Origin of the sequence: Dokdonella sp. (assembly GCF_035511235.1) — a bacterium.
Classification (GTDB): domain Bacteria; phylum Pseudomonadota; class Gammaproteobacteria; order Xanthomonadales; family Rhodanobacteraceae; genus Dokdonella.
Map to the genome: position 1 here is coordinate 1 of NZ_DATKFQ010000019.1, position 20,195 is coordinate 20,195.

21 protein-coding genes are annotated in these 20,195 nt (G+C 70.4%); 11 read left to right on the forward strand and 10 right to left on the reverse strand.

Features of this window, described 5'->3' with window-relative positions; genetic code table 11:
- On the forward strand, window positions 1–135 hold a 135-nt coding region (locus tag VMR06_RS09225; RefSeq protein WP_325372106.1), incomplete at its 5' end, for a transposase.
- Window positions 136–156: 21 nt separating this feature from the next.
- Here the strand turns inward: VMR06_RS09225 and VMR06_RS09230 are convergent.
- The gene (locus VMR06_RS09230; RefSeq protein WP_325375455.1) at window positions 157–1,071 is read right to left on the reverse strand and encodes a LysR family transcriptional regulator; all 915 of its coding nucleotides are present in this window, start codon (window positions 1,069–1,071) and stop codon (window positions 157–159) included.
- A 99-nt stretch (window positions 1,072–1,170) separates the two neighbouring features.
- Between VMR06_RS09230 and VMR06_RS09235 the strand changes: the two genes are divergently transcribed.
- From VMR06_RS09235 to pcp, 9 genes are all read left to right on the forward strand, one after another.
- Window positions 1,171–1,500 (forward strand): nuclear transport factor 2 family protein, encoded by a 330-nt coding sequence (locus VMR06_RS09235; protein ID WP_325375457.1) that lies wholly within the window; start codon window positions 1,171–1,173, stop codon window positions 1,498–1,500.
- Window positions 1,497–2,279, forward strand: a complete 783-nt coding sequence (locus VMR06_RS09240) for an SDR family oxidoreductase (protein WP_325375459.1) — start codon at window positions 1,497–1,499, stop codon at window positions 2,277–2,279. Before VMR06_RS09235 ends, VMR06_RS09240 begins: the two co-directional genes overlap by 4 nt.
- Window positions 2,280–2,516: 237 nt before the next feature.
- A complete protein-coding gene (locus tag VMR06_RS09245) occupies window positions 2,517–3,308 on the forward strand; it encodes an alpha/beta hydrolase (RefSeq protein ID WP_325375461.1) in 792 nt (263 codons plus the stop codon).
- A 446-nt stretch (window positions 3,309–3,754) separates the two neighbouring features.
- Window positions 3,755–6,283 carry a DNA mismatch repair protein MutS gene (gene mutS, locus VMR06_RS09250; protein ID WP_414648095.1) on the forward strand — a complete coding sequence of 843 codons (2,529 nt, stop codon included), beginning with the start codon at window positions 3,755–3,757 and terminating at the stop codon, window positions 6,281–6,283.
- 2 nt (window positions 6,284–6,285) lie between these two features.
- On the forward strand, window positions 6,286–7,515 hold the full coding sequence (locus tag VMR06_RS09255) for an acyltransferase (protein ID WP_325375464.1): 1,230 nt from the start codon (window positions 6,286–6,288) through the stop codon (window positions 7,513–7,515).
- A gap of 95 nt (window positions 7,516–7,610) precedes the next feature.
- Entirely contained in the window at window positions 7,611–7,811 is a 201-nt protein-coding gene (locus tag VMR06_RS09260) for a hypothetical protein (protein WP_325375466.1), read from the forward strand.
- Between the two features lie 315 nt (window positions 7,812–8,126).
- Window positions 8,127–8,843: a DUF969 domain-containing protein gene (locus VMR06_RS09265; RefSeq protein WP_325375468.1), complete on the forward strand. Its 717-nt coding sequence runs from the start codon at window positions 8,127–8,129 to the stop codon at window positions 8,841–8,843.
- Window positions 8,830–9,801, forward strand: coding sequence for a 5-oxoproline transporter, DUF979 family subunit (locus tag VMR06_RS09270; protein WP_325375470.1), 972 nt, complete (start codon window positions 8,830–8,832; stop codon window positions 9,799–9,801). The genes VMR06_RS09265 and VMR06_RS09270 overlap by 14 nt, the downstream gene beginning before the upstream one ends.
- Entirely contained in the window at window positions 9,798–10,481 is a 684-nt protein-coding gene (gene pcp / locus VMR06_RS09275; protein ID WP_325375472.1) for a pyroglutamyl-peptidase I, read from the forward strand. Before VMR06_RS09270 ends, pcp begins: the two co-directional genes overlap by 4 nt.
- Before the next feature lie 54 nt (window positions 10,482–10,535).
- On the opposite strand, the gene VMR06_RS09280 is transcribed toward pcp, so the two are convergent.
- The 7 genes from VMR06_RS09280 to VMR06_RS09310 all read right to left on the reverse strand — a co-directional run bounded on the left by VMR06_RS09280 (window position 10,536) and on the right by VMR06_RS09310 (window position 16,138).
- Window positions 10,536–11,168: a hypothetical protein gene (locus VMR06_RS09280; RefSeq protein ID WP_325375474.1), complete on the reverse strand. Its 633-nt coding sequence runs from the start codon at window positions 11,166–11,168 to the stop codon at window positions 10,536–10,538.
- A 244-nt stretch (window positions 11,169–11,412) separates the two neighbouring features.
- Window positions 11,413–11,742: a hypothetical protein gene (locus tag VMR06_RS09285; protein WP_325375476.1), complete on the reverse strand. Its 330-nt coding sequence runs from the start codon at window positions 11,740–11,742 to the stop codon at window positions 11,413–11,415.
- Window positions 11,743–11,755: 13 nt separating this feature from the next.
- Window positions 11,756–12,157 (reverse strand): hypothetical protein, encoded by a 402-nt coding sequence (locus tag VMR06_RS09290; RefSeq protein WP_325375478.1) that lies wholly within the window; start codon window positions 12,155–12,157, stop codon window positions 11,756–11,758.
- Window positions 12,158–12,206: 49 nt separating this feature from the next.
- Window positions 12,207–12,776, reverse strand: coding sequence for a dCTP deaminase (gene dcd, locus VMR06_RS09295; protein WP_325375480.1), 570 nt, complete (start codon window positions 12,774–12,776; stop codon window positions 12,207–12,209).
- A 209-nt stretch (window positions 12,777–12,985) separates the two neighbouring features.
- Window positions 12,986–13,840, reverse strand: coding sequence for a hypothetical protein (locus VMR06_RS09300; protein WP_325375482.1), 855 nt, complete (start codon window positions 13,838–13,840; stop codon window positions 12,986–12,988).
- 106 nt (window positions 13,841–13,946) lie between these two features.
- A complete protein-coding gene (locus VMR06_RS09305) occupies window positions 13,947–14,705 on the reverse strand; it encodes an enoyl-CoA hydratase/isomerase family protein (protein WP_325375484.1) in 759 nt (252 codons plus the stop codon).
- Between the two features lie 5 nt (window positions 14,706–14,710).
- Window positions 14,711–16,138: a DUF4139 domain-containing protein gene (locus tag VMR06_RS09310; protein ID WP_325375486.1), complete on the reverse strand. Its 1,428-nt coding sequence runs from the start codon at window positions 16,136–16,138 to the stop codon at window positions 14,711–14,713.
- Window positions 16,139–16,200: 62 nt separating this feature from the next.
- Here VMR06_RS09310 and VMR06_RS09315 point away from each other — a divergent pair, with 62 nt between their 5' ends.
- On the forward strand, window positions 16,201–16,695 hold the full coding sequence (locus VMR06_RS09315; protein ID WP_325375488.1) for a copper chaperone PCu(A)C: 495 nt from the start codon (window positions 16,201–16,203) through the stop codon (window positions 16,693–16,695).
- 15 nt (window positions 16,696–16,710) lie between these two features.
- Here VMR06_RS09315 and VMR06_RS09320 read toward each other — a convergent pair whose 3' ends face one another.
- Both VMR06_RS09320 and uvrA read right to left on the reverse strand, forming a co-directional pair.
- Window positions 16,711–17,169: a thioesterase family protein gene (locus VMR06_RS09320; RefSeq protein ID WP_325375490.1), complete on the reverse strand. Its 459-nt coding sequence runs from the start codon at window positions 17,167–17,169 to the stop codon at window positions 16,711–16,713.
- The gene (gene uvrA, locus VMR06_RS09325) at window positions 17,166–20,087 is read right to left on the reverse strand and encodes an excinuclease ABC subunit UvrA (RefSeq protein WP_325375492.1); all 2,922 of its coding nucleotides are present in this window, start codon (window positions 20,085–20,087) and stop codon (window positions 17,166–17,168) included. The genes VMR06_RS09320 and uvrA overlap by 4 nt, the downstream gene beginning before the upstream one ends.
- Window positions 20,088–20,195: the final 108 nt, after the last annotated feature.

Consider the following 20,195-nt stretch of genomic DNA (forward strand, 5'->3'; position numbering starts at 1 on the left):
CACCCTCTCAACACCAGCGTCGTGGAAGGTATCAACAACACCATCAAGGTCATCAAGCGCCGCGCATACGGCTACCGGGACGAGGCCTACTTCTTCCTCAAGATCCGCGCCGCCTTCCCCGGTAATCCGCGATGAACCAAAAAAAAGCCGCCTACTTTAAGGGCCCCACCCATCCAGATCACGATCGAGCAGACAGTCGATGAAGCCGCGCAGCGCCGGCAGCATGTAGCGCCGGCTCGAGTAGTAGAGGTACAGACCGGGCACCGTCGGCGACCAGTCGGCGAGCACGCGCTTGAGCCGGCCCTGCGCCAGCGCCTCGGCGATGTCTTCGTCGTTGTAGGCGTACAGGATGCCGAGTCCCTGCAGCGCCGCGGGCACGATGATGTCCTGATGGTTCGAGATCACGGTCCCCTCGCCGAAGAACTCGACGGCCTTGCCTTTCTTCTTGAACGGCCATCCGGCGATCTTGCCGCTGCCGGGGAAGCGCCAGTTGATGCAGGCATGACGGCTCAGATCGGCGGGCGTCCTGGGTTCGCCGTGTCGGGCGAGATAATCGGGCGAGGCGACGGCGAGCAGCTCAAAGTCCGGCGTCAGCCGGACCGCGACCATGTCCTTCTGCAGGCGTCCGCCCACGCGGATACCGGCGTCGAAGCCTTCGCCGGCGATGTCGCTGAGGCCGTCTTCGATCACGATGTCGAGGACGACATCCGGATGCGCGCGAGCGAACCGGCCCAGCCGCGGCGCGATCACCTTCTTCGCCGCCATGCTCAGCGTGTTGATCCGCAACGTGCCCGCGGCGCGCGCGTTCGCGCCGACGGCCTGTGCGACCGCCTCGTCCATCTCGCGCAGCATCGGCGCCATCCGCTCGTGCAGACGGCGTCCGGGTTCGGTCGGCGAGACGCTGCGTGTCGTGCGATTCAACAGACGGACGCCGAGTCTCGATTCGAGCTGGCGGATGGTCTGGCTGAGCGCGGATCGGGACAGGCCCAGGTGATCGGCCGCCCGCGCGAAGCTGGCCCGGTCGACGACGGCCACGAAGGCCTTGAGTTCCGCGAATTCGGAGCCGCGCATTGTGCACTTTTCTCTACATAGCCTGATCAGATCATAGGTGATTCTCTAATCTTCGAGTACGCATCAAGCTGGCTCCGCACTCACCAACGGAGCATTGCAATGAAAGAACTGAACCTGCCCGAGCCGATCGCGGCCTACTTCGATGCCGACCGCCGCGACGGCCAGGCCGTCGCCCGCTGCTTCACCAAGGACGGTGTCGTCCTGGACGAGGGCAAGACCCATGCGGGCTTCGCCGCGATCGAGGCCTGGAAGAACGCGGCGTCCGCTCAGTACGCCTACACCGCCGAGCCGCACACGCTGCAGACGCAAGGACGCAGCCACATCGTCACCAGCCGGGTATCCGGCGACTTCCCGGGCAGCCCGGTGGACCTGCGTTACACCTTCATCCTGGAGCGCGGCAAGATCGCCTCGCTGGAGGTCGCGCCATGAATTTCGACCTCCAACTGGCCGACAAGCGCGTCCTGGTCACCGGCGGCACGCGCGGCATCGGAGCGGCCGTCGTCGAGCGGCTGTCGCAGCTCGAAGCACGGATCGTGGCGACCGCGCGCTCGGAGCCGGCGAAGCCGATCGGCGATGTGCACTATGTGGCCGCCGATCTGGCGACGGCCGAGGGGGTGCGTCAGGCCGTGGAGAAGGCGCTGCTTCATCTCGGCGGCATCGACGTCCTGATCCACGTGGCCGGCGGGTCCTCGGCACCTGCGGGCGGCTTTGCGAGGCTGGACGATACCGAGTGGGCCAAGGCGCTCGACCTGAATCTGATGTCGGCCGTGCGGATCGATCGCGCGTTGCTGCCTTCGATGATCGCGCAGGGATCCGGCGTAATCGTGCACGTGACGTCGATTCAACGCGTCCTGCCGCTGCACGACGCCACGATCGCCTATGCCGCCGCCAAGGCTGCGCTGTCGACCTACGGCAAAGCGCTGTCCAAGGAAGTCACGCCCCAGGGCGTACGCGTCGTCCGCGTCTCGCCGGGATGGGTCGAGACCGAAGCCGCGGTCGATTTCCTCGGCGGTATCGCAGCCAATGCGGGCACGGACTACGAGGGTGCCAGGCAGATGGTCATGCAGGCGCTGGGCGGGATTCCGTTGGGACGCCCGGCCCAACCCGGTGAAGTGGCCGATCTCGTCGCGTTCCTGGTCTCGCCGAGGGCCGCGTCGATCTCGGGGGCCGAATACACGATCGACGGCGGAACCGTACCGACCGTGTGACGGCGGCTGGCGGGCACATCGGCACGCAAGGGCGGCCGCGCCTGCCCCCCGGGAGCGGGCTGTCCCGCCGATGTGCCTGTCGATCCGAGATCGGCGGTCAACCGCGGCAATGAAGGACGATGGATCAAGTTATCAGGACTTTTCGTTGCTGATCGTTCGTCCTGCGCACGCAAAGTAGCTCTGCCGGCCAATGCCGCACCACGAAACGTCCCGCCACTACCGCCCGAGGATATGACCATGCTCAAGCTGATTCCCGCCGTGCTCGCCGCCGCCCTGGCCGCCAGCCTCATCCCCGCCGCTCATGCCGACGATGTCGCGTCCTCACGCGCCGGCGGACCGATCAGGAACGTCGTCCTGGTGCATGGCGCGTTCGCCGACGGTGCCGGCTGGCGGCCGGTCTACGACGATCTGACCGCACGCGGCTACCGCGTGTCGATCGTGCAGAACCCGCTGACCTCGCTGGCCGACGACGTGCAGGCCACGCGCCGTGTGCTCGACCGGCAGGACGGTCCGGCGATCCTGGTCGGACATTCCTGGGGCGGCACGGTGATCACCGAGGCCGGCGTCCACGATAAGGTGGCCGGCCTGGTCTACGTCTCGGCGCTTGCGCCGGACGCCGGCGAGACCACCGCCCAGCAGTACGAGGGCTTCGCGCCGACGCCCGAGTTCGTGATCGAGACCGGCAGCGACGGCTACGGCTTCATCAGCCCGGCCAAGTTCAAGGCCGGCTTCGCCCACGACACCACCGACGCCGACGCGGCATTCCTGCGCGATTCGCAGGTGCCGATCAACATGTCGGTGTTCGGCACCCGGCTGACGCAGGCCGCGTGGCGCACGAAGCCGAACTGGGCCGTGATCGCCACCGAGGACAAGGCGTTCGACCAAGCCATGCTGATCCACATGGCCGAGCGCATCCAGGCGCGCATCACCAAGGTCTCGGCCAGCCACGCGGTCTTCATGACCCAGCCGAAGGTGGTCGCCGATACGATCGAGCAGGCGGCCAGGCAAGCGGGTCGTCCGGCCAAGTAAGACCCGGCGTCAAACGCCGGACGCCGACACCTCCGGCCGCGTCCGGCTTTCCTCTTTCGAGATATGCGTCGCCCCACTGCGGGCGACCGCGCCCCGCTCCGGGGCGCGCTCCGTTTTCTCCCGAAATTCCTCCGCCACGCCGACGCCTTCCGTCATCCGGACCGGAAAGGAATGGAACGCTCCGCCGAAGGCCTCGAGCGCCTGTTCGTCCCCGCCTGCACGACATGACGTCGCTTTGCGCCGCGTGGGATACGCGCGCGTGATGCGGTCGCACGAGCGGCGCCGTCGTGCCCGAATCGATCGACGTCCTATCCACGCTCGGGCGCATCTGGCAGGGTATGCAACCCTGACGGCAGCCGCCCCAATCCGCCCCAGAGGCTGGCTGCCCAGACCATAAAATGTCGACCTTGATGACGAACATAGACACTTCTTCGCATACGCCCCTGATGCGCCAGTACTTCGCGGCGAAGGCCGAGCACCCGGACGTGCTGCTGTTCTTCCGGATGGGCGACTTCTACGAGCTGTTCTACGACGACGCACGCAAGGCCGCGCGCCTGCTCGACATCACGCTGACGCAGCGCGGCGCCTCGGGCGGCGCACCGATCCCGATGGCCGGCGTGCCGTACCACGCGGCGGAAGGGTATCTGGCCAAGCTGGTCAGGCTCGGCGAGTCGGTCGCGATCTGCGAGCAGATCGGCGATCCGGCGCTGGCCAAGGGCCTGGTCGAGCGCAAGGTGGTGCGGATCGTCACACCGGGCACGGTCACCGACGAGGCCCTGCTCGAGGCGCGCCGCGACAATCTGCTGATGGCGATCGCGGCCGGCAAGACCGGCTACGGCCTGGCCTGGATCGACCTGGCCGCCGGCCGCTTCCTGCTCGCCGAGGTCGCCGACGCCGAGGCGCTGGCCTCGGAGCTGGCGCGGCTGCAGCCAGTCGAGACCCTGGTCGGCGATGACGTGGCCTGGCCGAACGTCGTGACCACCCTGCCCGGTCTGCGCAAGCGCGCGCCTTGGCACTTCGACGGCCAGACCGCCGAGCGCGAGCTGTGCCGGTTCTTCGGCACGCGCGACCTGTCCGGCTTCGGCGCGACGCATCTGCCGCTGGCGATCGGCGCGGCCGGCTGCCTGCTCGGCTACGTCGAGGAGACCCAGAAGTCGGCGCTGCCGCACCTGACCGGCCTGGCGACCGAGAGCGCGACCGAGACGATCGCGCTCGACGCGGCGACGCGGCGCAACCTGGAGCTGGACAGCCACGCCTCGGGCAATCGCGACGCGACCCTGCTCGGCGTGCTCGACACCACGGTCACGCCGATGGGCGCGCGCCTGCTGCACCGCTGGCTCAACCGGCCGCTGCGCGACCGCGGCACGCTCGAACAGCGCCATCACGCGGTCGGCCTGCTGCTCGGCGGCGGTGCCGAACGATTGCGCGAGGAGCTGCGCGGCATCGGCGATCTGGAACGCATCCTGGCGCGCGTCGCGCTGCGCTCGGCGCGTCCGCGCGACCTGTCGACGCTGCGCGACGGCCTGGCGCGCACGCCGGTGCTGCGCGAGCGCCTGTCCGGCATCGACAGCCCGCTGCTGTCGGACCTGCTCGACCGGCTCGGCGAGCATGCCGGCACCGCCGATCACCTGGGGAGTGCCCTGGTCGAGCAGCCGCCGGCGCTGCTGCGCGACGGCGGCGTGATCCGCGCCGGCTTCGACGCCGAGCTCGACGAGCTGCGCGCGCTGTCGACGAATGCGGACCGCTTCCTGGTCGACCTAGAGGAGCGCGAGAAGGCCGCCACCGGCATCGCGACGCTCAAGGTCGGCTACAACCGCGTGCACGGCTACTACATCGAGATCAGCAAGGGCCAGGCCGACAAGGCGCCGGCGCACTACACGCGGCGTCAGACGATCAAGGGCGCCGAGCGCTACATCACCGAGGAGCTCAAGCACTTCGAGGACAAGGTGTTGTCGGCGCGCGAGCGCTCGCTGATGCGCGAGCGTGCGCTCTACGAGGAACTGCTCGACCTGCTCGGCGCGCGCCTGGCCGCACTGAAGATCGCGGCCGCGGCGATGGCCGAGCTCGACGTGCTGGCCGCGCTGTCCGAACGCGCCGATGCGCTCGACTGGAACCGCCCCGAGCTGGTCGAGGAGCCCGGCATCCGCATCGAACGCGGCCGCCATCCGGTCGTCGAGCGCGTGCGCGAGGAGCCGTTCGAGCCGAACGATCTGGTCTTCACCGACGCGCGCCGCATGCTGATCGTGACCGGCCCGAACATGGGCGGCAAGTCGACCTACATGCGCCAGAACGCACTGATCGTGCTGCTGGCGCACATCGGCAGCTACGTGCCGGCGTCACGCGCCGCGATCGGACCGATCGACCGCATCTTCACGCGCATCGGCGCCGGCGACGATCTCGCGCGCGGCCAGTCGACCTTCATGGTCGAGATGAGCGAGACCGCCAACATCCTGCACAACGCGACCGAGTACAGTCTCGTGCTGATGGACGAGATCGGCCGCGGCACCAGCACCTACGACGGCCTTGCGCTGGCCCAGGCCTGCGCGGCGCACCTGGCCAGCGTCAACCGGGCGTTCACGCTGTTCGCGACGCACTACTTCGAGCTGACCCAGCTGCCGGCGCAGTTCGAGACGATCGCCAACGTGCACCTGGACGCGGTCGAGTACGGCGAGCAGCTGGTCTTCATGCACGCGGTCAAGGACGGCCCGGCCAATCGCAGCTTCGGCCTGCAGGTGGCCGCGCTGGCCGGCCTGCCGCGCTCGGTGATCGGCGACGCGCGCCGGGTGCTCCAGGGACTGGAGGCCGGCGGCCATCCGGCACCGGCGGCGCAGCCGGCCGCGGCCGCGCCGCAGATGGGTCTGTTCGCGCCGCCGCTGCCGTCGCCGATCGAGGAGACGCTGCGGGCGATCGATGCCGACGAGCTGACGCCGCGCGCGGCGCTGGACCTGGTCTACCGTCTGCGCAAGATGCTCTGACGATGAGCGCCGTCTCGATCGGACCGCCCGCAGCGGCGACCGGCGGCATCGGCCGCCTCGACGGCGTGGACCTGCTGCGCGGGCTGTCGATCCTGCTGGTGGTGATCCATCACCTCTCGCTGCGCATTCCGCTGCGTGACGGCTGGCTCGAGACGTTCCTGCCGCGGCGCTTCCTGACCACGCTGATGTACGACGGCTACGAAGGCGTGTTCGTGTTCTTCGTGATCTCCGGCTTCCTGATCGCCGGCAACGCGATCGCGCGCTGGGGCAGCCTCGGGGCCATCGAGCCGCGTCGCTTCTACGCGCTGCGTGCCGCGCGGATCCTGCCGTCGCTGGCCCTGGTCGTCGCAATCCTGAGCGTCCTGCACCTGGCCGGCGTGCCGTTCCACGTGATCGACCGCGAGGGTCAGTCGCTCGGCCGCGCGCTGCTCGCAGTCGCCGGACTGCACCTGAACTGGTACGAGGGCCGCACCGGCTACCTGCCCGGCGGCTGGGACGTGCTGTGGTCGCTGTCGATCGAGGAGGCGTTCTACCTCGGCTTTCCGCTGCTGTGCCTGCTGCTGCGCCGGCAGGCGCTGCTGGCCGCCGTGCTGGCCGCGCTGGCCTTGTCGCTGCCTTGGACGCGCGCGGCGCTGGCCGGCAACGACATCTGGCAGGAGAAGGCCTATCTGCCCGGCATGGCCGCGATCGCGGCCGGCATCCTCGCCGCGCTGGCGGCGGCGCGCTGGCCGCGCGCACCGCGCGGGCTGATGGTCACGGCCGCGCTGCTCGGCAGCGCCGGGCTCGCCACTGCCCTGCTGTTCGCGTACCGGCTGTGGCCGCTGCTGCGCGACGGCTATCTGCTGGTGCTGACGCTGTCGACCGCGCTGCTGCTGCTTGCGCTGTCGTGGGAGGCGCATGGGGGGCCGGTCCGCGCCGTCCGCGGCGTCGGCTGGCTGCAGGCGATGGGCCGGCGCAGCTACGAGATCTACCTGACGCACATGTTCGTCGTGTTCGCGGTCGTCGCGATCCACCAGGCCGTCGGCGCGGGCCCGTACTGGGGCTTCCTGTGGCACCCGCCGACCGTGCTGGCGGCCTGGGCGCTCGGCGCGCTGCTGGCACGCTTCTGGTCGGACCCGATCAACCGGCGCTGGCGGGCCCGGCTGCGCCGCGGCGGCGCACCGGTCCGGAGCGCTGGCACCGCACCGAGTCTTGATGGGATCATCGCCGGCCCATCCGCATCGCGATCCTGAGACACCCGCATGGACCTGCGCGACACCCGTTCCTGGCCGGCCGCCATCACGCCCGGCGCAGCGCCTCTCGACGGCCGTTCCCTGCGATGAGCGCGGTGCTCCCGTTGTCCGCCGACGCCGCTCCGGCCCGGCCGCTGCGGTCCGGCGGCCATCCGGTCGCCGCGCCGTACGTGCCACACATCGACGGCCTGCGGGCGGTCGCGGTGCTCGCGGTGATCGTCTATCACCTGCACAAGACCTGGCTGCCCGGCGGCTTCGCCGCTGGCAACGGCCGATTCGGCCGCCGACTCATCTGACGACACGCATCTGAGAGCGGACCGCCGCGCTCCTGCTCCAATGCCTGCACCGCAGGCGCGCAATGAGATCATTCGCGACTATCGCAACGCGTACCACGGTCCGGTACCTGAGCGTCGCGGGCTCGCGTCGCTCGGCCGCGTGGCCGAGTCGATCCGGTGCTGTCTGGCCGCGCACTTTGCAAAGCCGACCCGGCCTGCGGCGCCGGCATCGCGAGGCGCTCGGCCTGACGGTCTGACTGGAGGGCGGTGCGCGCGACGGTGCGGCACGGCGGCATCGGCTGCTAGGATGCCGCGACCGCCGCACCGGAGCCGCGCGTGCCCGAATCGACCGTCGTCAACTACTGGCCGCTGCTCGGCATCGCGGTCGTCGTCGCCGGATTCGCGCTGCGCCGCAATCCGGTCCTGGTCGTCGTGATCGCCGGCATCGTCAGCGGCCTGGCCGCCGGTTTCGGCCCTGGCGAGCTGCTCGGCGTGCTCGGCACCGCCTTCGTCGAGAATCGTGCGCTGCTGATGTTCCTGCTGACGCTGCCGGCGATCGGTCTGCTCGAACGCTACGGCCTGCGCGAACGCGCGCGCGACTGGATCGCGGGCTTCCGCGGCATGAACCTGTCGCGCTTCCAGATCGCCTACCTGGCGGTGCGCCAGCTGACCAGCATGGCCGGCCTGACCCACGTGGCCGGCCATGCTCAGACCGTGCGGCCGCTGGCCGCACCGATGAGCGAGGCGGCGGCCGAGCGCGAGCTCGGTCCGCTGACGCCGGCCGAACGCGACCGCGTCCGCGCGACCACGGCCGCGACCGACAACATCGGCCTGTTCTTCGGCGAGGACGTGTTCGTCGCGATCGGCGCGGTGCTGCTGATCCAGGGCTTCTTCGCGCGCAACGGCATCGTGCTCGAGCCGCTGACGATCGCATTGTGGGCGCTGCCGACCGCGCTGGCCGCGTTCGCGATCCACGCGACGCGCTTGTGGCTGTTCCGCCGCGCCCTGCGGCGCGGCCGGCAGACGGCGGGAGCGGCCGATGCTGCGGATTGAATACCTCTATGCGCTGATCGCGGTGCTGCTCGCCTGCACCGCGATCTACAACCTGCGCGAGCGCCGCTATACGATCGCGGCGTTCTGGTTGATCCTCGGCGTTCCGTTCGCGTTCGGCGACGCGATCCTCGCCGCCACGCGCGCCGGATCGGCGTGGCCGGCGCAGGCCGCCGGTGCCGCCGTGATCGCGCTCGGCCTGCTCGCCGCGGGCGGCCGCCTGTCTGCCGAACCGGACAGCGCCGAGGCCGCCGCGCGCCGCCGCGTCTGCGCCGACCGGCTCGGCAATCGCCTGTTCTGGCCGGCCCTGGCGATTCCGCTGCTGACGCTGCTGCTGTTCTTCGGCGGCGGACATCTGAGCTGGAACGGCCGTCCGCTGCTCGATCCGAAGGCACTGACGCTGAGCGCCCTGGCGATCGCCAGCCTGATCGCGCTGGCCGCCGCGCTGCGCGTCACGCGCGCCGCGCCGCTCGAGGCGCTCGGCGAGGGCCGGCGCCTGATCGACGCGCTCGGCTGGGCCGTGCTGCTGCCGATGGTGCTGGCGACGCTCGGCGGCGTGTTCGCGGCGACCGGCGTCGGCGGCGCGGTCGCCGACCTGATCGGCCGCGTGATCCCGACCGACAATCGCTACGCCTGCCTGCTCGCGTTCGCACTCGGCATGGTCTTCTTCACGGTCGTCATGGGCAATGCGTTCGCGGCGTTTCCGGTCATGATGGCCGGCATCGGCCTGCCGCTGCTGATCCACCGGCACGGCGCCGACCCGGCGATCCTCGGCGCGGTCGGCATGCTGACCGGCTACTGCGGCACCCTGCTGACGCCGATGGCCGCCAACTTCAACATCGTGCCGGCGGTGCTGCTCGAACTGCCGGACCAGCACGCGGTGATCCGCGCCCAGGCCGGCACCGCGCTGCCGCTGATGGTCTTCAATGTCGTGCTGATGGCCTGGCTGGTGTTTCCATGACGACACGGAGGAACAGCGCCCCGGCGAGATCGGCGCCCTGCGTGCTGCTGACCGGCTTCGAGGCGTTCGACGGCGCGTCGGTCAATCCATCGCAGGCGATCGTCGAGCGGCTCGACGGCCGCCGTATCGCCGGCCGCCGCGTCGTCGGCGCGACGCTGCCGGTGGCCTTCGCGCGTACCGAGGCACGGCTGCGCGACCTCATCGAGCGGCACCGGCCGGATCTGGTGATCGCGCTCGGCCAGGCCGGCGGCCGCGCCGAGCTCTCGTTTGAGCGCGTGGCGATCAACCTCGTCGACGCACGCATCGCCGACAACGACGGCGCCCAGCCGGTCGACCGGCCGGTGATCGCCGATGCCCCGCCGGCCTACTTCTCGACGCTGCCGGTCAAGGCGATCGTCGCCGACCTGCACGCGCGCGGCATTCCGGCCGCGCTGTCGCTGAGCGCCGGCAGCTACGTCTGCAACCAGGTCTTCTTCATGCTCGCCCATCTGCTCGCGACACGGCATCCGGCCGTGCGCGGCGGCTTCGTCCACGTGCCGTGGCTGCCGCAGCAGACGGTCGGCCGGCCCGGCCAGCCGAGCATGGCGCTGGAGACGATGCTCGACGGCGTCGCGGCAGCGATCGCCTGCGCGGTATCGACGCGCGAGGATCTGAAGCTCCCCGGCGGCAGCACGCATTGAGCGCTCGCGTCGCGACCGGGGCGGGCGATTGTCGCCGGGCCGCCGCGGCCGCGCTCAGCAGCCCTGTCCGGCCTCGGCCTGCTCGCTGAGCTCGACGACCAGCTCGCCGGTGGCCGCGTACGGCAGCTTCACGCGCATCGGCTCGGTCGAGTAATAGAACTTGCCCTTGCTCGGCGCGCTCAGCTTGCCGCGCGCGGTCGCGTCGAAGGCCTTGCCGACTGCCTCGGGCGTGGTCGCCACGGCCAGCTTGCGGACCTTCTCGAGCGTCACGCAGGCGAGCAGCCGCGTCGGCTTGAACGGCCGGATGTCCAGATACAGCGGATCGACTTCCCTGGTCTCGCGCACGCGGTCCTGGTCGTCGAGCAGATACAGCACCGGCTTGTAGACCGTATTGCCGCGGCCGCGATCGTTCGGCTGCGCACGCACGCGCAGGCGCAGGCTCGCGTGCGCGACCTCGCGCGGCAGTTCGATCACGCGATAACGGCTCTTGCCCTGCGGAAAATCGCGCTCGAGCGCGGCTTCGTCGACGCGGAAGCGCTCAGGGCGGTCGAAGTCGACCTCGATCGCTTCGTACGGCTCGGCGCGCGACATCGGCGTGTCGTCGGCCTTGGAGCCGAACAGGCGGTCGCGCCACTCGACGAACGGATTGGCCGCGAACGCGGAAGCGGCGGCGAGGCAGCCGGACAACGACACGACAGCGATGATGCGACGCACGTACACCTGCACACTCACGAAAGCGGCCGGGCGGGGCAATGCTCCGGCTCGGGGAGGACGGTCGATGCGATGCGTCCTGCGCGGACTCGACGTCCGGTTCGGGCACCGGCGAGCGTCGGCAGCCGGGCGTCAGATCGCCAAGACTAAGCGGACGATCCGTGCATCGCGCTGAACGGCGCGCGCAGCCGCGCCGCGCGACGGCCGCTTCAGGGCTATGTCAGGGCTGCGGCGCGCGCAGGTCGGCGCCATCGGCATCGACCGCCTCGAGCTCCAGTGCGCGCGCGATCGAGCCGATCGCGCTGCGCTGCGCGTCGCTGGCCTTCTTGCTGCGCTTGAGCACGATCTTCTGCAGGCCTTCGCTGCTCTTGAGCTCGCTGAGGTAGCCGTAGAGCTCGGCCTTGCCCATCGTGAAGCCGTTGACCGAAAACCGGTCGTCGCGCGCCGGCTCCACCGACAGCTGGCCGTCACGCACGTCCTTGGCCAGCACCGGAACCGCGATCAACAGCACGAACAGAACGCCGAGCAGCTTCGCCACGATGCGCTTCATCGAGATTCTCCGTTCACTGCGCCCGGGCCTGGGCACGGATTTCGCCGATCTCGCCCTTCTGCTGCACCCAGGCGCGGAAGCCGAGTTCGTGGGCGACGCGCATCAGCGACAGGATATGGGTATCGGTGACCTTCTGCTTCTCGCCGCGCTTGAGCAGCACCGAACGCAGCGGCAGCGATTCGTCCTTGCGGTAGCGCATCGCGTCGCGCAGCGCCTCGGCGGTCAGCGGCACGCCGGTGAAGTCGAACTGATCGTCCTTCTCGGCCAGCAGGACGACGTCGAACTCGCTCGGAACGTCCTCGCTGCGCACCAGTTCCTCGTTGCGGGCACCGCCGAAACAGGCGGCCAGGCCGAGCAGGAGCAGCAGTGCGAGCGGAACGTGGCGCCAGCGGCGCGGATCGAGGATGGGGGGCATTGCGCGGATCTCGGGCACGACGGCGGGAAGCGGAAGCCTACCACCGGAATCAGGTTCGCGGCAGGGTCACCCCGCGCTGGCCCTGATACTTGCCGCCGCGGTCGCGGTAGCTGGTCTGGCAGACCTCGTCGGACTGGAAGAACAGCATCTGCGCCACGCCCTCGTTGGCGTAGATGCGTGCCGGCAGCGGCGTGGTGTTCGAGAATTCGAGCGTGACGTGCCCTTCCCACTCCGGCTCCAGCGGCGTCACGTTGACGATGATGCCGCAGCGCGCATACGTGCTCTTGCCCAGACACACGACCAGCACGTCGCGCGGAATCCGGAAGTACTCCACCGTGCGCGCCAGCGCGAAGCTGTTCGGCGGGATGATGCAGGTATCGCCGGTGAAGTCGACGAAATTGCCGGCCTCGAAGTTCTTCGGATCGACGATCGTCGAGTTGATGTTGGTGAAGATCTTGAACTCGTTCGCACAGCGCACGTCGTAGCCGTAGCTCGACGTGCCGAAGCTGACGATCCGCTGCCCGCCGGCATCCACCTTGACCTGACCGGCCTCGAACGGCTCGATCATGCCGTTCTGCTCGGCTTGGCGGCGTATCCACAGATCCGACTTGATGCTCACGTTCGCTCCGACGCGGGACGGGGCCGGCAATGGTACGGCATGAGTGCGCGCACAATCGACGCCCAGGGCCGCAAGACCGCCAGCAGCGGCGCGCTCGGACCGGAGCGCGAGCACGCTTTGCAGCGCGCACGCCCCGACGCCGGCGGGGGTCGGGCATGGCAGCGATGCTGCGCGGCCACGGCCGGCGTATCGGCGCGCGCGAACGCCGCTCAGGGATCGCGCCGGAACGGGCACAGGAACGACCAGGCCGCCACCAGGCCGGCCGTATCGTAGGTATGCCCGCCGGCGACCTCGGCATAGGCCAGATCGGTGCCTTCGGTCCAGCCGGCGGCCACGAACGCCGTGCGGTCGGCCCGCGCATACGGCAGCAGCGCATCGGACAGACCGATCCGGATCGCGACCGGCATGCGCGCCGGCGCGGCCGCCGGCTCGCAGTACGGACCGATGTAGTCCGGGCACAGGGCGCGCGCGGACGCGACGACCGCATAGCCGGCAAACGCCTGATAGTGCGCATTGAGCGGCGTCAGATTCAGATCGTGCATGACCGCACCGCCGGCCGAGTAGCCCCAGCCGTGGATGCGCAGGCGATCGACGTTGTAGGCGCCGGCGGCGTCGGCGATCGCGGCGGCGATCACGTCGTAGTCCGACGGGCCGCTGCCGTCGACGTCGGGCGGAATCCAGCCGCCCTGCGAGCCGCCGGCGACCGGCGCCAGCACGATCGCCTGCGCGGCCTCGGCGACCGGCCCCCAGTCCAGCGCCAGAGCCGCAGCGGCGGCCGCGGCCTGGCCCGGTCCGGCGGCGCCGTGCAGCGCGACGATCAGCGGCGCCGCATGACGCGGCGTATAGGCGGCCGGCAGATAGAGGCGGTAGCTGCGCGTGCCGATGCCGGGCACCGCGACCGAGCGGACGACCGGCCCCGGATACGCGCCGCCGCTGCCGCCCGAAGGCAGGCCGATCGCCGCGGGGCCGCCGTCGATGCCATCGACGAACAGCGCATCGGGATGCATGCAGCGCCAGTCGGGCAGCCGCGCCGCCTGCACCGATCCGGCGAGTCCGAGCACCACGGCCGCGGCGGCGAGAGGGATCGAAGCGGTGCTGGCCCGATGCCGAAGCGTCCGGAGCGGGCGGGACCGGCTGCGCGCGTCCACGACCGGTCCGATCGGCGGGCCGTCAGCCGGCCTTGCTGCGCAGGCGCGCGACCAGCGCCTGCAGCGTGGCCTGTGACTCGGCGGAGAACCAGCCGTCGACGAAGTCATCGACCGGAAACGCGGACATGTCGGCGAACACGGCGGCCAGATCGGCGCGTGCCAGCCGCCGCGTCTGCGCCATCGCCTGCGGCGGCAGCTGCAGCAGTTCGGTCAGCCAGACCAGCGCGCGCGGCACGACGTGATCGACGTCGACCAGTTCGTCGACGAAGCCGATCGCCAGGGCCTGCTCGGCTTCGATCATCGCACCGGCCACCATCAGCCGCTCGGCGCGATAGGTGCCGACCAGACGGCGCAGACCGGCCTGGATGCAGTCGGGCACCGACAGGCCGACCTGTACCTCGTTGAGGCCGATCCGGAACGGACCGCGCGCCATGATGCGGTAGTCGCAGAACGTCGCGAGTACCGCGCCGCCGGCCGGGCTGTGCCCGGTCAGCGCCGCGACCACCGGGATCGGCGAGCGCGCGATCGTCGCGCACAGGCTGAAGAAATCGACCCAGAACGCGCGCATCGCGGCGCGGTCCAGCGCCAGCAGCGCCGGCACGTCGAGGCCGGCCGAGAACAGACCCTGGGCGCCCGACAGCACCAGCGCGCGCGCGCCGTCGGACGGGGCCGCTTCGATCGCCGCGCGCAGCCCGTCGACCAGGGCCGGATTCAGCGCATTGACCGGCGGGCGCGCCAGGCGCAGTTCACGGATGTCGGCGTGGTCGATCGTGTCGAGCATGGACGTCACTCCTCGGCGGGCGTCCAACTGTAGCGCAGCGCATAGTCGAGCGTGGCCTTGCCGCCCTTGGGCACCTCGACCGCGAATTCGAGCTGGTTGGTGGTCTGGCGCGCCGGCTTCTGGCTCGAGCTGATCAGGCTCCAGCTGCGCCAGCGGTTCGGATAGGCGCGGACCGTGACCGTGCGCGCGACGTCGCCGCTGTTGGTCAGCACGACGCGGAAGCCTTCGTCCATCGTGCGGCCGCCGCGGTCGACGCTGAAAGCGGTGCGCTCGCGCTGCGCGGTGAGATCGAACGCATTGCCGAGCGTCACCGTCGCCGCGCGTCCCTTCGGCGTATCGCCGAGCTGCGATTCGGCGAGCAGCTCGAGCTGGCCGTCGCGATCGCGGGTCAGCACGCGCAGCGTGCCGGCCGGCAGGTTCTCGTCGGCGACGAAGCGCAGGGAGCTGACGACGCGCGATTCGACCGGCGCCTCGTCGTAGTCGGCGGTCAGCAGCGGCTTGGCCGGGAACCAGGCATTGCCGACGTCGAACAGCCAGCTGCGCTGACAGTCGAGCGTGCGCGGCGCATACAGCGGCACCTGGGTCACGCTGGCGTCGGGCAGGTCGAGCGCGCCGTCGAGGGCATAGCTGCGGTAGTCGCCGAGGCCGGTTTGCTCGGGCAATGCCTCGGGCGCCGCGTCGCGTCCCATCGCCGCCTTCATCGCATAGGGCTGCGGACCGTTGCCGGCGATGTTCGGCTCGCCGGCGATCAGCTTCAGCCGTGCCGCCGGATAGTCGCGGCCGCTGCGGTTGGCGATGCTGGCCAGCGCCTCCAGGCTCAGGCTGCAGCCGCTGCCGTCGGCCAGCACGGCGGCATAGGCCGCACGCCAGCCGAGGCCCGAGGTCGGATAGGTCAGCGCGGCCTGGCTGGTGCCGGCGGTGCCCTCGACGACCAGCTGCAGCGTGCTGCCCGGCTGACCGGTGCGATCGAGAAAGCGCACGACCGCGAAGTCGCGCACGTAGCGCATGTCGCCGCCGTCGTCGCGCACGGTCAGGCCGTTGCCGTCGGCTCCGACCAGTACGCCGCTGACGATCGGACTGCCGTCGGTGCGCAGCAGCTGCACGCGCTCGCCGCGATGTGCCGACAGCGTGCCGCCGTCGCCGGCCGACAGCACGCGCTGCGCGAGCACGCGCGTGCGCCCCAGATCGAGCGCGACCGCTTCCGGATCGAGCGTCGTCGGCAGGCCGCCGAGGGATAGCGATTCGCGGCCGCCCGACAGCGTGATCGAGCGTCGCTCGCGCACGACCGCATAGCCATCGGCGACCGGCGAGCCGCCGCCCTCGAACAGGCTGCCGCCGCCGTTGCGGTAGATCGTCAGCCCGATGCTGTCGGCGGCGGTCGCCGGGGCGGCGGCGGCCAGGCTCAGCCCGGCGGCGAGCAACGTGCGGTGCATGGTCGCGTATCCCTTGAGTGGCGAAGTGGCCGGCTATGATACGGACCGCAACGGAGGGTCCGATGAATCGATTGCAACAAACCATGGCGCTGCTCGCGGCGACGCTCGCGTTCGGCGCAGCCGGTGCCGCCGCGGCAGCCGGTTCGCTAGCCGTCGAGCAGGCCTGGATCCGCGCGGCGCCGCCCGGCGTGCCGATGCTGGCCGGCTATGCCGATCTGCGCAACGACGGCGACGCGCCGCTGCGCATCAGCGCGGTCGAGAGCGCGGCGTTCGACAGCGTGTCGCTGCACGAGACCACGGTCGTCGAGGGCGTGTCGCGGATGCGGGAGCTGCCGGGACTGGCGATCGATGCCGGCGCCACGGTGCGCCTGGCGCCCGGCGGCAAGCATCTGATGCTGATGGAACCGCGGCAGCCGGTCGATGCGCGCGCGCCGGTCAAGCTGCGCTTCGTGCTCGAGGACGGCCGCCGCGTCGAGGCCGACTTCGTCGTGACCGACCAGGCGCCGGCCGATGGCGGTGGTCACGACCAAGCCGGCCACGACCACCACGCGCACTGAGACCGGCGGCGGCGCTCAGCCGCTGCCGGTCCGCTCGCAGGCGGCGAGGATCGCCGGCGGCAGCGGCGTCGACCGGCCGCTGGCCGGATCGATCCAGACCACGACGACGTGACCGTCCACGTACAGCAGCGAAGAATCGTCTCTCGCGACGATGCGGTGCCCGACCGTCAGTGACGAGCGGCCGACGCGCTCGGCATAGAGCTCGACGTCGATCTCGGCCGGCCAGCCGAGCTGGCGCCGGTAGTTGGCCTGGATCGCCGCGACCACCGGCATGCTGTGTTCGTCGAACCACGGCCCTTCGATCGCCGACAGCCAGCGCAGCCGCGCCTCCTCGAGCAGGGTCAGGAAGTTGCCGTTGTTGACGTGATTGAACGCGTCGAGGTCGCGCCAGCGCAGCGCGACCGGAAAGCGGCCGAGCAGCGGCGCGGCTGCGGCGGCGTCGGTCCGCGCATCGGAGGTATCGGGGCCGCTCATCGCGCGGCCTTCTTCTTGGCACCGGCGCGCTTGGCCGGTGCGGCGGCAGGCGTGGTCTTCCTGGTGCGGCTCCGGACGGCGGCGGGCGCCGGCGCGACGTCCGGCGTAAGCACGCGGGCGAGGAAATGGCCGGTATGCGAGGCCGGATGCGCGGCGATCGCCTCGGGCGTACCGGTCGCGATGATCGTACCGCCACGGTCGCCGCCCTCGGGGCCGAGATCGACGATCCAGTCGGCGGTCTTGATGACGTCGAGGTTGTGCTCGATCACGACCACGGTATTGCCGTCGCGGCTGAGCCGGTGCAGTACCTTCAGCAGCTGCTCGATGTCGTAGAAGTGCAGGCCCGTGGTCGGCTCGTCGAGGATGTACAGCGTGCGTCCGGTATCGCGCTTGCTGAGTTCGCGCGAGAGCTTGACGCGCTGCGCCTCGCCGCCGGACAGTGTCGTCGCGCTCTGGCCGAGCTTGATGTAGCCGAGGCCGACGTCGATCAGCGTCTCGAGCTTGCGCGCCAGCGCCGGCACCTTCTCGAACAGCTTCATCGCGTCCTCGACGGTCATGTCGAGCACGTCGGAGATGTTGTGGCCCTTGTAGAGGATTTCGAGCGTCTCGCGGTTGTAGCGTTTGCCGTGGCAGACGTCGCAGGGCACGTAGACGTCGGGCAGGAAGTGCATCTCGACCTTGATCAGGCCGTCGCCCTCGCAGGCCTCGCAGCGGCCGCCCTTGACGTTGAAGCTGAAACGCCCCGGTCCGTAGCCGCGCGAGCGCGCCTCGGGCACCTGCGCGTAGAGCTCGCGCAGCGGCGTGAACAGGCCGGTGTAGGTCGCCGGATTCGAGCGCGGCGTGCGGCCGATCGGCGACTGGTCGATGTCGACGACCTTGTCGAACAGCTCCAGCCCCTGCACCTCGCGATACGCGGTCGCCTTCTCGTTGGCGCCGTTGAGCTCGGCCGCGGCGAGCCGGTACAGCGTGTCGTTGATCAGCGTCGACTTGCCGGAGCCCGAAACGCCGGTCACCGCGACGAACAGGCCGGCCGGGATCTCCAGATCCACGTCCTTGAGGTTGTTGCCGCTGGCGCCGAGCACGCGCAGCATCGCCTCCGGATCGGGCACGCGGCGCTCGGCCGGCACCTCGATGCGGCGCGCGCCGGACAGGTACTGGCCGGTCAGCGAGCGCGGCGCGGCCAGCACGTCGGCCAGCGAACCCTGCGCGACGACCTCGCCGCCGTGGACGCCGGCGCCGGGGCCGATGTCGACGATGTAGTCGGCCAGCCGGATCGCATCCTCGTCGTGCTCGACGACGATCACGGTATTGCCGAGGTCGCGCAGCCGGTTCAGCGTGCCCAGCAGGCGCTCGTTGTCGCGCTGGTGCAGGCCGATCGACGGCTCGTCCAGTACGTACATGACGCCGACCAGGCCGGCACCGATCTGCGAGGCCAGGCGGATCCGCTGCGCCTCGCCGCCGGACAGCGAATCGGCCTGGCGGTCCAGCGTCAGATAGTCCAGGCCGACGTCGACCAGGAAGTGCAGGCGCTCGCGGATCTCCTTGACGATCTTGGCCGCGATCTCGCCGCGCCAGCCGGCCAGCGCCAGGGTCCGGAAGAAGTCCAGCGACTGGTCGATCGGCAGCGCGGTCAGCGTCGGCAGATTGCGCTCGCCGACGAAGACGTTGCGCGCACTGCGGTTCAGGCGCTGGCCCTCGCAGTCCGGGCACGGCTGCTCGCTGACGTACTTGGACAGCTCCTCGCGCACGGCCGAGGATTCGGTCTCGCGATAGCGCCGCTCCAGATTCGGGATGATGCCCTCGAAACGGTGCTTGCGCGTGACCGTGCCGCCCGATTCGCTGAGATAGCGGAAGCCGATCGGCTCGTCGCCGGAGCCGTACAGCACGTGCTGGCGGATCTTTGCGGGCAGCTCGTCCCACGGCGTATCGACGTCGAAGCGGTAGTGCCGCCCCAGCGACTGGATCATCTGGAAGTAGTAGGCATTGCGGCGGTCCCAGCCGCGCACCGCGCCGGCCGCGAGGCTCAGCCGCGGGTGCACGACGACGCGGCCCGGATCGAAGAACTGGGTGACGCCCAGGCCGTCGCAGGACGGACAGGCGCCGACCGGCGAGTTGAACGAGAACAGCCGCGGCTCGAGCTCGGGCAGCGCGTAGTCGCAGATCGGGCACGAATAGCGCGACGAGAACGTGGTTTCCGCCCCGCCGTCCAGATCGGCCAGCAGCGCGATGCCCTCGCCGAGGCGCAGCGCGGTCTCGAACGACTCGGCCAGCCGCTGCTGCAGGTCCGGCTTCGGGCGGAAGCGGTCGATCACCGCCTCGATCGTGTGCTTCTGGCGCAGCGCCAGCGGCGGCACCGCGTCGAGCTCGTAGACGACGCCGTCGACGCGCGCGCGCACGAAACCCTGCGCGCGCAGCTGGTCGAAGATCTGCACGTGCTCGCCCTTGCGTTCGCGCACGATCGGCGCCAGCAGCGCATAGCGCCGCTCCGGGTCGAGCGCGAGCGTGGCGTCGACCATCTGGCTGATCGTCTGCGCCTCCAGCGTGATGCCGTGGTCCGGACAGCGCGGCGTGCCGACGCGCGCGAACAGCAGGCGCAGATAGTCGTAGACCTCGGTGATCGTGCCGACCGTCGAGCGCGGGTTGTGCGACGTGGACTTCTGCTCGATCGAGATTGCTGGCGACAGCCCCTCGATATGGTCGACGTCGGGCTTCTCCATGACCGACAGGAACTGCCGCGCATAGGCCGACAGCGATTCGACGTAGCGGCGCTGGCCTTCGGCGTAGATCGTGTCGAATGCCAGCGAGGACTTGCCGGATCCGGACAGGCCGGTGATCACGATCAGCTGGTCGCGCGGCAGCTCCAGGTCGAGGTTCTTGAGATTGTGGGTGCGCGCACCGCGGATGCGGATGGTGTCCATGGACGGCTCGGGGGAGAGGCGAACTGGGCACTATAGCGTGCACGCGCGGCGCGCGAACCCCGTGACGGCATGGGCGATATCAAGGGGGCGGCGCCCCGGGCGCGACAG